Source organism: Patiriisocius hiemis (genome assembly GCF_031846325.1).
GTDB lineage: Bacteria > Bacteroidota > Bacteroidia > Flavobacteriales > Flavobacteriaceae > Patiriisocius_A > Patiriisocius_A hiemis.
Window position 1 is genome coordinate 22,091 of sequence record NZ_JAVRHZ010000001.1, and the last position, 14,239, is coordinate 36,329.

Below are 14,239 nucleotides of genomic sequence, written 5' to 3' on the forward strand. Positions count from 1 at the left end.
GATAGGTAATTGATATAAAAATAAAAACCCTCTAGCATGATAACTAAAGGGCTTTTACAACTAAAATTTAAAAATTACTATTCTATAATCAACTGTTTTGTTGTTATACCTTGTTTTCCTTTAATCACAATCAAGTAGGTTGCACTTTGCAGTAGCGATACATCGATGTTTCTTTCAGTACCCATATCCATAAGTTTGATAGTGTTTACTAATCGTCCCATAAGATCATAGATAGCTACTTCCTGTAATTCTAAATTATTAGGATTACTTAAAGTTACCATATCACTTGCAGGGTTAGGATATAAACTTAAACTAGTAAAGTTAGTATCCTCCACACCCAAGATAGGGTTAACAGTAAGCTCAAAGATATAATCTGTTTCATTGCCTAAATCATCCATAGCCGTTAAAGTAATATCGTACACTCCAACTCCTAATGGAGTACCCGGAGCTGGATCTTGTGCAATAACAATAGGTAATAAAGGATCACTACAGTTGTCTGATGCTGCTACACCTACTGTAAAGTCTTCTAAGGTATAAATACCATTAGGCTCTGGATCTCTAGAAGTATCTTCTGGAAGTGTTCCTTGGTCAAATACAGGACCAAGACTATCCTCAATAGTAAGTGTTGTTTCACAAGACGCTATATTACCATTTGCATCCACAGCAAATACAGTAACAGTTATCGTACTACCAACATCACTACAGTCTAAAGTACCCGCATTGGTAGCTAAACTATCAATAGTACAGTTGTCTAAAGGATTGGTTTGGTCTAATAGTATTAACGGATCTACCGTAGCCGTTCCATCAGGTCCTATAGTAATAGTCGCTGGCTGACATACTAAAGTAGGTGCAATAGTGTCTTCTACAGTTACTGTAGCAGTACATGTACTACTATTTCCATTGACATCAGTTACAGTAAGTACCACATCGTTAGCACCCACATTAGAACAGTCAAAAGTGTCAATATCTACAGTAAGTGTATCAATACCACAAGCATCACTACTTCCACCATCTACATCACTAGGCACAATACTAACCATCCCATTAGCATCAAGTTGAACGGTGATGTTTTGACAAATAGCTAGAGGAGCAGTTGTATCTTCTACCGTTACAACGGCAGTACAGGTGTTTACATTTCCATTGACATCAGTTACAGTAAGCACCACATTATTAGGTCCTACATTAGAACAATCAAAAGTATCAATGTCAATCGATAAGGTATCTATTGCACAGTTGTCTGTACTTCCACCATCTACATCACTAGCCATAATACTAGCAGCACCAAACTCATCTAAAGCAACTGTGATGTCTTGACATACCGCAGCAGGTAGTTCATCATCAGTAACAGTTACATTAAAGGTACACACCGTACTATTTCCACCAGCATCAGTAGCTGTAAAGGCAACAACCGTAGTTCCTACAGGGAAGCTAGTTCCACTTAGAGGGCCATCGGTTTGCGTAACAGTAACATTACAGTTATCAAGAGCTACCGCAGGTCCAAAGCTTACAGTTGCATCACACATTCCTGCATCTGCACTTACAGTAATATCTGCAGGACATGAAATTGTAGGAGGAGTATCATCAACTACCGTTACAATAGCTCCACAAACATTAGCATTTCCATTAGCATCGGTTACAGTTAGAGTTACATTGTTAGTTCCTATATCATCACAAGTAAAAGTATCTGGAAATACAAACAGGCTAGGAGCAGGGTCACAATTGTCTGTACTACCTCCATCAATTTCAGAAGGGTTTAAGACATACATTCCGTTTTCATCTAAAGAAACAGTAATGTCCATACATACAGGAGTAGGGGGTGTAGTGTCTACAACCTCAATAACTTGGTCACAACTAGAAGCGTTTCCGTTGGCATCTGTAGCCGTCCATGTTCTTGTAATAGTTGAATTACTTCCAACACCTGCTACTACAACATCAGTAAAGGTGATTACAGGAGCAGTATCACAATTGTCTGTTGCAGTTGCCATTCCTGTATTAGCTGGGCTAGGGTCATCGTCACATTCAATAGTAAGATCTGCTGGGCAGATAATTACTGGTGGAGTTGAATCTACAACCTCAATAATTTGGTCACAGTTAGAAGCGTTTCCGTTAGCATCTGTAGCTGTCCATGTTCTTGTAATGGTTGAATTGTTTCCAATTCCTGGTGTTACAACATCATTAAATGTAATTAAAGGAGCAGCGTCACAGTTATCTATGGCTGTAGCCATTCCTGTATCTGCTGGGTCTGTACTCTCATCACACTCAACAGTAATATCTGCTGGGCAGGTAATTGCTGGTGGTGTTGTATCTACAACTTCAATTGTTTGTACACATGAAGTTGACATGTTTCCACATGTATCGGTTGCAGTCCATGTTCTTGTTATAGTTGAATTGTTTCCAGCGCCTGCTACTATAGTATCACTAAAAGTAACTGATGGATTATTATCACAGTTATCTGTAGCAGTCGCCATTCCTGTATCTGCTGGGTCAGTACTCTCATCACATTGAACAGTAACATCTGCTGGACATGTTATTACTGGTGCAGTATCATCTATAATTGTAAAGGTTTGCATACATTCTACCATATTACCGTCTTCATCTTGAATAAAGTATGTTCTTTGAACAATAAGTGGATCACCTGGACATGCAGAATTTCCTGGAATAATTGTTAAAGCAGACAATATTACATCACCACAAGACTCTACAATTATTGGTAAACTAAAATCTACTGATGGTAAGTCTGATCTACAAGAAAGGTTTTGATCTGTAATATTTGAACAATCTACTATAAGTTCACAACATACAGGATCAACAAAAATAGTATCTGTATCACTATTAGTACAGCCATTTGCATCTGTAAATGTGTACGTAACTGGAATATTACCGCCAGCTGGAGCTGAAGCAGTTGGGTCAAAACTAAATGTCATCCCATTTCCGTCATCTGTAACACCAGTACCACTATACACACCGCCTGTTGGCATTCCACCAGATAACCCTGTTACTACAGCGTCTTCTACACACACATCAGGGTCAGGAGCTGTAAAGGTTACTGTTGGTAACGCAAATACTTCTACATCATCATTAGCACTATTAGTACATCCGTTAGGGTCTGTATATGTATATGTAATTGTATGTGTTCCAATACCTGCAGCAGCAGGGTCAAAGCTATATGTCATTCCGTTTCCATCATCTGTAACACCTGTACCGCTATAAACTCCTCCTGTAGGTGTTCCTCCACCAAGACCAGCTTGTACTCCCGCATCTATACATAGGTCTGCAGGAGCTGTAAAGGTTACTGTTGGTAATGCAAATACTTCCACATTGTCATTAGCACTATTAGTACATCCATTAGAATTTGTAAATGTATATGTAATTGTATGTGTGCCAACACCTGCAGCGGCAGGGTCAAAACTATAGGTCATTCCATTTCCATCATCTGTTACTCCAGGTCCGCTATATACCCCACCAGTTGGTGTTCCTCCACCAAGACTAGTTTGTACTCCATCATCTATACAGAGATCTGCAAGAGCTGTAAATGTTACAACAGGTAATGCAAATACTTCTACATCGTCATTAGCACTATTAGTACATCCGTTAGGGTCTGTATATGTATATGTAATTGTATGTGTTCCAACACCAGCGGCAGCAGGGTCGAAGCTATAAGTCATTCCATTTCCATCATCTGTAACTCCAGGTCCGCTATATACCCCACCAGTTGGTGTTCCTCCACCAAGTCCAGCTTGTACTCCATCATTTACACAAAGATCCGCTAGTGCTGTAAAAGATACTGCTGGTAATGCAAAAACCTCCACATCATCATTAGCACTATTAGTACATCCGTTAGGGTCTGTATATGTATATGTAATTGTATGTGTTCCAACACCAGCAGCAGCAGGGTCGAAGCTATAGGTCATTCCATTTCCATCATCTGTAACTCCAGTTCCACTATATACCCCACCAGTTGGTGTTCCTCCACCGAGTCCAGCTTGTACTCCGTCATCTATACATAAATCTGCTAGTGCTGTAAAGCTTACTGTTGGTAATGCAAATACTTCTACATCATCTGTTGCAGATTCTCCTCCTTGTGTATACGTAAGTGTGTGTGTTCCAACACCTGCAGCAGCAGGGTCGAAGCTATAAGTCATTCCATTTCCGTCATCTGTTACGCCAGGTCCGCTATAAACACCACCTGTTGGTGTTGCACCACCAAGTCCAGTTTGTACTCCATCATCTATACATAAATCTGCTAGTGCTGTAAAAAGTACTGGAGGTTCCTGACAAAATTTAAAGTTATCAACAGCTATATATTGAAAAGAACCACCAATTGTAAGTTCAATTTCGTCAATATCGTCCATAGACCAATCAAAACCACCTTCTGTAGCAAAATCCCAAAGGTAGAATCCTTGTGTACTTCCAAAAGTAGTAGGAAAACCTGAAGATTTAGTTACTGAAAATACTTCTACACCATCCAAAAGACCTCTCACCTGTAAAGTTCCATTATCCGTTGGGTTGTCCCCATTGAGTATTGAGGAAACATAAATCTCCATACTAGACATTTTGACATCTTGCGTATCTGAAATTTCAATAATGTTTACATCACCGGTAGCTTGGCTTGTTAAGTTGTCTAAATATCTATCAGACCCACCTGCACCGGCGCCAATAAATTCATCTACACTAAAACCTGCTCCTTGAGTTGTCCATGGAACAATGTCTGTAGTCCAAGTAAAATCGCCATCTGCTAAACCTTCAAAAGTTTCTACATTACAAATGGATACAATAAAACGCTCTCCTTCTATAAAAGGATCTGGAGGCGTATTTCCATCTCCATCTTCGATGTTTGTCCCAGCATTTAAATCTAGCCTAAGACTTCCTTCTCCAGAAATACCATTAATAGCGACATTATAGGTGTTTCCTGTTCCAGTAATTCCTGAGATAGTTCCCATTGCTGTTCCAGCAATATCTAGAGAAAAATCGTCTACTGAAACATTAACTGCATTTTCATTAAATATTACTTCAAAATTAACAGAAGCTGAATTTGCTGGTGGATTTCCAATAAGGTTTATGCTTTGTACAATAGGTGGAGATGCAGTATTTACTTCTTCACAATGTTCAAAGTCATCTATAGCTAGATAAACAAAAGAGCCTCCTAATGTAATTCGTAATTCATCAATATTAGTCAAGCCGTCTGCTCCAAAATCATAAAAGAAAAACCCATTATTTGTAGAAAAATCTGTTGGGAAACCTGTATTTTTTTGAATAGTATATAAGGTGCTTCCAGAAAGTCTTCCCTCAAAAGTTATATCTCCATCATTTGTTGGATTAGGTAGTCCATTATTTCCAGATGATAAATACGCAAAAAGGCCTTCTACGTTAAATAATTCTGTACCAACTGTAGTAATTGAATATACTTTACCTATACCTTGGTCTGAGGTGTTAGATAGAAATTTGTCTGAAGGTCCGACACCTCCATTAGTAAACACTTCAACTTCTAAATCATTTGTTCCTGTTGCTGTTGTAAAGTCTATACCATTACTAGAAAATTGAACATCTCCAGCTGTAAAGGATTCAAAAGTTTCAGCAAAACATCTGGAAACAGTATGGTTTTGACCTGCCGTAAAAGCAGGCGGTCCTGAGTTTCCTAAATCATCTGCAATATCTGTACCTGCATTAAGGTCAATACTAATAGTTCCTTCTCCAGAAATACCATTAACTGTAACGGTAATTGAAGTGCCAGAACTAGCAGAAACAGAAGCTATTGTTCCAAAGGTTCCAACAGTATCTAATGAGAAATCATCGGTACTTACATTATTTGCATTTTCATTAAAAGTCACTAAAAAGTCAACGCTAGTTGCTGTACTGGCTGGCATACCCACTACTGCTATGCTTTGTACTTCTGGAGGATCTGTATTAAGTACTTCATCATCAAATTCAAAATCATCTATTGCAATATATCTAAATGCACCACCTATAATAAATTGAATATTATCAATATTAGTATTTGATTGGTCGCCAACACTAGGTAGATTTGTAAAGTCTACATTAAAAAAACCATTGTCTCCTGAGAAATCAGTTTCATATATAGGGTCTCCAGTATTGTACATTGCAGTATATTCTACAGTAGTTCCGGTTCTACCAATAATAGTAAGTGTTCCATCATCTGTTGGAAAACTTGCATCTCCAAGAGATGACAAATAAAAATCTACTGCCTGCATTGTGAAAAAAGTAGTTGGCCCTGCAGTTCTAGTAAATGTATAAGTTTTAGGACCGGCGGCAGCTATTTCAGCAAAATTGTCCATGTATTGGTCTGAGTCTCCTGAGCCAGCTCCACTTACACCTCCAAAATCATCTACTTGAAAATTTGCTGTATTACTGGTAAAGCTGAAGCCACCTTCTGAAAATGTTTGACTTCCTACAGTTTCAGTTTCAAAATCTTCTGTTGTTTGTGACTGAATTTCAGTAGTACTACCAAATAGCATTACGCTAAAAAATAGTATTAAAATGTAATTTTTTTTCATGTCAATTTATTTAATTGATTATCAATTTGGTTAGTTTTATTTTAATTGTTGTTATGTTAATTTCAATAATATATTATCATTACTTTATTTTAAATACGTGATTTTACGTACTTTACGTTCTTATTTCGTTTATTAATTTCCGCAAATGATAAAAACTTACTTGTCTTTTAAATCTCTTACGCAAGTATTACTGGAGACTTCATCTGAAGCAGAGGAGGTTACAGTAGCAAAATCATTAGCAGCGCTTTATGAAGAACTGTTGGCACAGTCATCATCAAAAGATCAATACGCAAGCACATTTCCTACTCATGTTGATGGCGGTATTGCACTTTCTTCTCAACATGCACTAGACTGCCTTCAAGATCCATTACGTACGGTTCGATTTATAAAAGCTACTTATCATGCAATACGTGACGCTCAATCTATTTTTAAAAACCAGCAAATAGAATTGGTATACGCAGGTTGCGGTCCTGGAGCACCTATAGTACTGCCACTACTTTCTATGTTTTCTCCAAAAGAGCTAGCTATTACTTTAGTTGATATTAACCAAAGTTCAATTACATCGGTTGAGGCATTAATTAAATTTCTTGATGCTACTGCCTATTTCAGAAAAAGTTATTTAGGCAATGCTATAGAATACAAGCATGATACATCACTTCCATTACATATTGTAGTGAGTGAAACTATGGATAAGGGATTAATCAAAGAGCCACAAGTTGCTATCACTCAAAATTTAGTGCCTCAATTAAATCCAAAGGGGATATTAATCCCAGAAGCTATAGACATATTTACAGAGCATACTTTTTATTCAAAAGAACCATATTTCGATATTTATAAGAACGTATTGGAGTTAGGCCCTACCTATAAAAGCAGCGATACGCAATATCTATTTTCTATTAATAAGAATATTGCTCCTTCTCCAAATTTTGAATTTATTTCAGAAAACATTGAAGTCCCAGAGGATTTTACTGAAACTCCAGATGTTTCAATTTTTGCTAAGATTATTATTTATAAGGATCTAGAGTTATTAAAATCTAAATCCTTAATTAGTAATCCTTATTGTGTACAATCTTTATATAATATTTCTTCTAAAACATACAGATTAAAACATACCACTATTGGTATCCCTAACTGGAAAATTTTAGAGTAACTTATTTTTTAGTTTCTTGAAGGGAAAGTTCCCTGTAAAGCTATAATATAATTTACTACCTGATAAGGTTGAATATTATTTATAGGAGTTGAGTTACCGCCTGCTACAGAAGCTGAATTAAGAATAATATCTGGTGTAGCAGTATTAAATCCGTTTCCTGGTTCAAAAGTTCTTCCATTGACCATTCCTGGTGTAGCAATTGAAGAGCCAGTAGTTGCTGCTCCTTGTGTAGCATTAGCTGAGCTTACACGTAATGGTATTTGTGGTAAGTTAGCGTTTATAAGAGTGTTTGTTTCAAATCCTGATTTTTGACCAAGTTGTCTATTTGATAAACCTGGGCCGTTTCCAGCATGCATAGGGACACGTCCTCTAAGATCTGGCAAGCCAAAGGTGGTTCTGCCATCACCTCCATAAATTGTTCCTAGAATTGAGAAAAGTGCTGTGTTTTGTGAAATAGCTAATAATTGACCGTCACATAGTGCCCAACTTCTTGGAGCAAAATTTCCGCCAAACATTACAATCATTCCTATAAATGGTTCCATAATAAATTAATTTTTTGATTAGTTAGTTGTGATATTAAAGTTAATTTGGGTTTCAAAAGACCCATTTTTCATTATTGGAAAAAGCTTTTTACCTAAAACATTATTTTTTTCCCAATGTTTTGATGTAATGTGTGCTTCATCATTTCCTAATAAAAGCTCTGAAGTTGTAACTCTACCTTCTTGAGTTATTTCAAAATGTATTCTTGGGTATTTACCTTCTTCTCTATCAGGGAAATCTGTCCAGAAAGTATATTCGCCTTTAGTATTAGTAGTAAATTTTCCTAAATGCCCGTATTGTTTAGATTTTGGCGAAAGATGCCAAATTTTAATTTGTGTATTTGCAAGTGGTGTTTTTCCGTCTTTGGAAAAAATTTTCCCCCAAACTTTTACAGATTTTGCAATAGCAAATGGTTTTCTAATATCATTGCTCTCTTCAAAATCTTTTTCAGTAAAAAGTAATTCAGTTGTGTTTTTTTCGGCGTTTGCAAAAGCTAAACTTGATGGGAGTAAAAATCCACCAGCTAATAATACTGAGGACTTGCCAAGGAAGTTTCTCCTTGAAGACTTGAAAGAATTCATAATTGTGGTTAATTAGTTGATATAAATATAGATAACTTTTTAGATTCTTTAAGTAGTTTGAATGTTAAAGTTGAATTTTAAAATAACTCTAGAACTTAAAATGTAACTTCAAGCACTATTTAAATTGTTAATTTAGCAACCAAATCGTGATCACATGCTAAACGAACTACAAAAACAATTAAATGATGTTTCCCAAGATCTTATAAAAGATAACTTATATCCTGGCGAAATTTTGGCATTGGTTAATAATTACAAAGAATTGCTTTTTGACTCGGTGTCTTTTAACGAGGGAGCCATAGAAGCACAAATGGATATCTCTACACATTCTGGTAGAGCCATAGCCCCTAAATGGGCTGGTATGTATATTAATGACTATCTAAGGACGTATCGTTTTTGCAAAGCAATTTTTAAAGCAACTAAAGATGTAATAGAAAAGGAAGGTAAAGCTCATATTTTGTATGCAGGTACTGGGCCTTTTGCTTCACTTGTGCTTCCGTTGACTTATTTTTTTACAAATGAACAGCTAAAATTTACTTTACTTGAAATACATGAACATAGCTATTCTAAACTCCAACAAGTAATTAAAAAATTTGAATTGGAAGGCTATGTGGAAGATATTGTATGTTGTGATGCAGCAGAATACACCATTGAAAAACCAAACAGTATAAATATATTATTATCTGAAACTATGATGAACGCCTTAAAAGATGAGCATCAAGTGGCTATTACTTATAATTTACTTAATCAACTTTCAGAAAAAACAATATTAATTCCTGAAAAAATTGAGTTAGCGCTTCTTGCAGTAAATGAAGATATCTATGACGCTAATAAAAAGAGCTTAGATGAACCTCAAGCTTATTTTGATAAGCTAGGTTCTTTATTTACTTTAAACAAAAAGACTGTTTTTGATAATAAAGACCACTTTAATAATGCCTTTCCAACTGTTACATTTAAAGAAGTAATTACAACTGTTCCGGAGGAAACTAACCAGAATTTTAATACGCTATCCATAGCTACAATAATTACAATTTATAAAGACATTGGCTTAGATATAGATGATAGTGCATTAACACAGCTTCAAAAATTAATTGATTTAAATCCCATGTTGCAAACGGTAACACAACTTAAATCAAATTATAAATGTGGTAGAAAACCTGGACTGCAGTTTAAAATAACTAACTAAAGAAAAAAGGTTACTTAATGTGTTATTAAGTAACCTTTGAAAAATTATAAAATGAGATGGTTTACTTTATCATCTCATAACTACGCTTAATAAAAGCAGTCATGTCTTCTCCTTTAAGAAGTCCTTTGCTTAGTTTAGCTAAATCTAAAGCTTGACTAGTAAGACGTTCTTTTTTCTTCTTTGTCTTTGTATTTAAAATTTCAACAACCAACTCGTGATTAGTGTTCACAATAAGGTTATACATATCTGGCATATTACCCATACCAAACATTCCACCGCCACCGCCAGTTTTTTGCATGTCCTTCATACGGCGCATGAATTCTGGTTCTGTGATTATAAATGGGTTTGAACTACTGTCCATAGCTTCTAGCTGAACTGTAAATTTTTCTGAAGGAATAGTTTCAGTTAAAAACGTTTTTAAAGTCTCTTGTTCTTCTTCCGAAAGTTTTGAAATTGTTGTGTCTTCTTTCTTTATAAGGTTATCAATGTGATCTCCATCTACACGAGCAAATGTTACCTTCTCTTTTTCAGATTCTAATTTCTGAATTAAATGTGCAATAATTGGAGAATCTAACAATAATACTTCATATCCTTTATCTTTTGCAGCCTGAATATAGCTATGTTGCTCCTCTTTATTTGATGCATATAACAACACTAACTTATCATCTTTATCTGTTTGTGTAGCTTTTACTTTTTCTTTTAGCTCTTCATACGTATAATACGTTCCATCTACTGTTGGGTATAGTGCAAATTTTTGTGCTTTTTCGAAGAATTTATCTTCTGTAAGCATTCCGTATTCAATAACAATCTTAATGTCATCCCATTTCTTTTCAAAGTCTTCTCTATTATCGTTAAAAAGACTTTTTAGTTTATCTGCTACTTTACGAGTGATGTAACTAGAGATCTTTTTTACAGCTCCATCTGCCTGAAGATAACTTCTTGAAACATTAAGTGGGATATCTGGAGAGTCTATTACACCTCGTAGCATAGTTAAAAACTCAGGTACAATACCCTCAACATTATCTGTAACAAATACTTGGTTTTGATAAAGCTGAATTTTATCCTTCTGGATACTCATATCATTAGTCATCTTAGGGAAGTACAAAATTCCTGTAAGATTAAAAGGATAATCTACGTTGAGGTGTATATTAAATAAAGGTTCCTCAAATTGCATAGGGTACAGCTCTCTATAAAAACTTGAGTAGTCTTTATCTTCTAGATCTGTAGGTTGCTTTGTCCAAGCCGGAGTTGGATTGTTAATAATATTGTCTACTTCTTGAGTAGGAGCAGGGTCATCTTCTTTTGCATCTTCTGGCTTTGGAAGTGTTTCAGTTTTAGTTCCAAATTTAATTGGAATAGGCATAAACTTATTATACTTCACAAGCAACTCATTAATTCTAGAGTCTTCTAGAAATTCAGTTTCATCTTCTGCAATGTGTAATATAATTTCAGTTCCTCTTTCGGTTTTATCAGTTTCTTCAAGCGTGTAATTAGGAGAACCATCACATGTCCAATGTGCTGCAGGTTCATCCTTGTAACTTTTAGTTATAATTTCAACTTTAGAAGCAACCATAAAAGCAGAGTAGAAACCAAGACCAAAATGACCAATAATACCTGCATCGTCTCCTTGCTTATCTTTATATTTTTCTATAAACTCTTCGGCTCCAGAAAAGGCAATTTGGTTGATGTATTTTTCAACTTCGTCTTTAGTCATCCCAATACCTTGATCGATAATATGGATTTTTTTGTTGTCCTTATCCACTTTTACCTCAATCATTGGATTGCCATATTCTACGCTGGCTTCACCAATATTGGTTAAATGTTTTAGCTTAAGAGTAGCATCTGTTGCATTAGAAATTAACTCTCTTAAAAATATTTCGTGGTCGCTGTATAAAAACTTTTTAATTAACGGAAAGATATTCTCTACCGATACATTAATAGTCCCTGTGCTCATTGTTATAATTTTTTAGTTATATGCGTTGTATAACAAAGAAAATACCAATACAGATTTTGTGACATGATGGCAGAAGTATTGACAGATTATGTCCGAATATTTAACAAAGTATTTTGTTTAACAAATAGAATAATAAATTAAACGTTTCGTATCTTTACACTAGAAATTAATGTTTATAAATATCACAATATCTGTGAATTAATATTGAAAATATGGCTGCTAAAAAAACAACATCAAAATCCAAAAAAATATCCAGAGAACAAGTAATTGAAGCATATATGACTACTGTTTTAGATGCTGAAACAACTCCTAAAAGTGTCTACAAGTTTTGTAAAGAAAATAATTTTACCGAAGATGAGTTTTACAGCTTTTTTGGATCGTTTGATGGATTGAAAGATAGTATTTGGACTACATTTTTTGATCATTCTATGAAACTAGCTCATAAAAATAAAGAGTATGAACACTTTAGTAATAAAGAGAAGATGCTCACTTTTTTCTATACTTTTTTTGAATTACTTACGGCAAACAGGAGTTATGTTTTATTTACGTTATCACAAGATAGAGATATGCTTAAAAATATGATGCAACTTAAGGGTTTGCGTAAGCATGTAAAGGAGTTTGCTGCAGGATTAATTGAAGAGCAAAATGATACAAAATCAATAAAAATTTTAAAACAACCGGTATCTGTATTTTCTGAAGGAGCTTGGTTGCAAACACTTTTTATTATGAAGTACTGGATGGAAGACAACTCTCCTTCTTTTGAGAAAACAGATATTGTTATTGAAAAATCTGTGAGAGCCATTTTTGATGTCTTTGAAACAACTCCACTAGAGAGTGTTTTAGATTTCGGGAAATTTTTGTGGAAAGAAAAAATGAATTAATTAGATAGAACTATTGAAAACATTAGACAGTATACCAACAGGTAAGATTAGTAGAGCATCAAAACTTGTAAAAACAGGTGTTAAAGTAGGAGGGAACTATTTGAAGTATTACGGAGAAAAATTTGTTAACTCTGAAACTACTAAAGATAAGCTTAATGAGAATAATGCAGAAGCTATTTATAGCAGTCTTAAAGACCTTAAAGGGTCAGCATTAAAAGTAGCACAAATGTTAAGCATGGAAAAAAACATTATGCCAAAAGCATATGTTGAAAAATTTTCCCTAGCACAGTTTCAAGTACCTCCATTATCTGCTCCATTAGTTAGAAAGACATTTAATAAATATTTTGGGAAGTATCCAGAGGACTTGTACGATAGTTTTGAAGCTAACTCTGTTGCAGCTGCTAGTATAGGACAAGTACATAAAGCAGAGAAGAATGAAAAAAAATTAGCGGTTAAAATTCAATATCCTGGTGTTGCCGAAAGTATAAGTAGTGACCTTGCATTGGTTAAACCAGTAGCTATGAAGATGTTTAATATTAAAGGTAAGGATAGCGACAAATATTTTAAAGAAGTAGAACAGAAGCTCCTTGAAGAAACTGATTATACCTTAGAAGTTAAGCAAAGTAAAGAAATTACAGAAGCTTGTAAACATATCCCTAACCTTAAGTTTCCTAAATACTATCCAGAATTAAGTAATAATCGTATTATAACTATGGATTGGATGCAAGGTGAACATCTATCTGAATTTACAACGAAAAATGCGAATAAAGTTAAGGCAAACAAAATAGGACAAGCGCTTTGGGACTTTTATATGTTTCAAATGCATGAGCTTAAAAGAGTACATGCAGACCCTCATCCAGGAAATTTTTTAGTTGATAACGATAGTAATCTTGTGGCAATAGACTTTGGATGCATTAAAGAAGTTCCTGAAGAGTTTTATGTTCCTTACTTTGAACTAGCTAAGCCAGAAAACATTAATAATCCAGAAGTGTTTTTGCAAAAACTATACGAACTAGAAATCCTAAAGCAAGAAGATACTCCAGAAGAAATTAAGTTCTTTTCAGAGTTATTCCACGAAATGTTGAGTCTTTTTACTAAGCCTTTTCATGGGGAAGAGTTTGATTTTAGTGATGCTATATTTTTCGGACAAATAGCAGATTTAAGTGATAAATATTCAAAAGATACTGAAATAAGAAAAATGAATGGTAATAGAGGCTCCAAACATTTTTTATACATCAACCGAACCTTTTTTGGATTGTATAATTTATTAAATGATTTAGGGGCAAAAGTTAAAGTGAACAATTATAAAACCATTGAATTTTAAAATATTAACAAAAGTTTGTTTAATTATTATGAAATATTATTAAACAATACTTTATCTTTATATAACGAAACGAGATAATTGCTATGAAAAAGTAATTGTTATCTATCGTTTTAT

The 14,239-nt window shown here is 34.6% G+C and carries 8 protein-coding genes; 4 read left to right on the top strand and 4 right to left on the bottom strand.

What is annotated here, in order from left to right:
• Positions 1-77 precede the first annotated feature (77 nt).
• Positions 78-6,512, bottom strand: coding sequence for an HYR domain-containing protein (locus RM538_RS00095; protein ID WP_311331351.1), 6,435 nt, complete (start codon positions 6,510-6,512; stop codon positions 78-80).
• 145 nt (positions 6,513-6,657) lie between these two features.
• Between RM538_RS00095 and RM538_RS00100 the strand changes: the two genes are divergently transcribed.
• Positions 6,658-7,662: an SAM-dependent methyltransferase gene (locus RM538_RS00100; protein WP_311331352.1), complete on the top strand. Its 1,005-nt coding sequence runs from the start codon at positions 6,658-6,660 to the stop codon at positions 7,660-7,662.
• 8 nt (positions 7,663-7,670) lie between these two features.
• Here RM538_RS00100 and RM538_RS00105 read toward each other — a convergent pair whose 3' ends face one another.
• Both RM538_RS00105 and RM538_RS00110 read right to left on the bottom strand, forming a co-directional pair.
• A complete protein-coding gene (locus RM538_RS00105) occupies positions 7,671-8,204 on the bottom strand; it encodes a phage tail protein (protein ID WP_311331353.1) in 534 nt (177 codons plus the stop codon).
• Between the two features lie 18 nt (positions 8,205-8,222).
• On the bottom strand, positions 8,223-8,783 hold the full coding sequence (locus RM538_RS00110) for a hypothetical protein (RefSeq protein WP_311331354.1): 561 nt from the start codon (positions 8,781-8,783) through the stop codon (positions 8,223-8,225).
• A 154-nt stretch (positions 8,784-8,937) separates the two neighbouring features.
• On the opposite strand from RM538_RS00110, the gene RM538_RS00115 reads away from it, so the two are divergent.
• Entirely contained in the window at positions 8,938-9,966 is a 1,029-nt protein-coding gene (locus RM538_RS00115) for an SAM-dependent methyltransferase (RefSeq protein WP_311331355.1), read from the top strand.
• Positions 9,967-10,027: 61 nt separating this feature from the next.
• Here the strand turns inward: RM538_RS00115 and htpG are convergent, their stop codons facing one another.
• Positions 10,028-11,920 (bottom strand): molecular chaperone HtpG, encoded by a 1,893-nt coding sequence (htpG, locus tag RM538_RS00120; protein WP_311331356.1) that lies wholly within the window; start codon positions 11,918-11,920, stop codon positions 10,028-10,030.
• A 212-nt stretch (positions 11,921-12,132) separates the two neighbouring features.
• Here htpG and RM538_RS00125 point away from each other — a divergent pair, with 212 nt between their 5' ends.
• Positions 12,133-12,801 carry a TetR family transcriptional regulator C-terminal domain-containing protein gene (locus RM538_RS00125; RefSeq protein WP_311331357.1) on the top strand — a complete coding sequence of 223 codons (669 nt, stop codon included), beginning with the start codon at positions 12,133-12,135 and terminating at the stop codon, positions 12,799-12,801.
• A gap of 13 nt (positions 12,802-12,814) precedes the next feature.
• Positions 12,815-14,125 (top strand): ABC1 kinase family protein, encoded by a 1,311-nt coding sequence (locus RM538_RS00130; protein WP_311331358.1) that lies wholly within the window; start codon positions 12,815-12,817, stop codon positions 14,123-14,125.
• Positions 14,126-14,239: the final 114 nt, after the last annotated feature.

Bases quoted from the DNA above. Each gene is read 5' to 3' on its own strand.
- RM538_RS00095 (WP_311331351.1), bottom strand. From the start codon at position 6,512: ATGAAAAAAAATTACATTTTAATACTATTTTTTAGCGTAATGCTATTT.
- RM538_RS00100 (WP_311331352.1), top strand. From the start codon at position 6,658: ATGATAAAAACTTACTTGTCTTTTAAATCTCTTACGCAAGTATTACTG.
- RM538_RS00105 (WP_311331353.1), bottom strand. From the start codon at position 8,204: ATGGAACCATTTATAGGAATGATTGTAATGTTTGGCGGAAATTTTGCT.
- RM538_RS00110 (WP_311331354.1), bottom strand. From the start codon at position 8,783: ATGAATTCTTTCAAGTCTTCAAGGAGAAACTTCCTTGGCAAGTCCTCA.
- RM538_RS00115 (WP_311331355.1), top strand. From the start codon at position 8,938: ATGCTAAACGAACTACAAAAACAATTAAATGATGTTTCCCAAGATCTT.
- htpG (WP_311331356.1), bottom strand. From the start codon at position 11,920: ATGAGCACAGGGACTATTAATGTATCGGTAGAGAATATCTTTCCGTTA.
- RM538_RS00125 (WP_311331357.1), top strand. From the start codon at position 12,133: ATGGCTGCTAAAAAAACAACATCAAAATCCAAAAAAATATCCAGAGAA.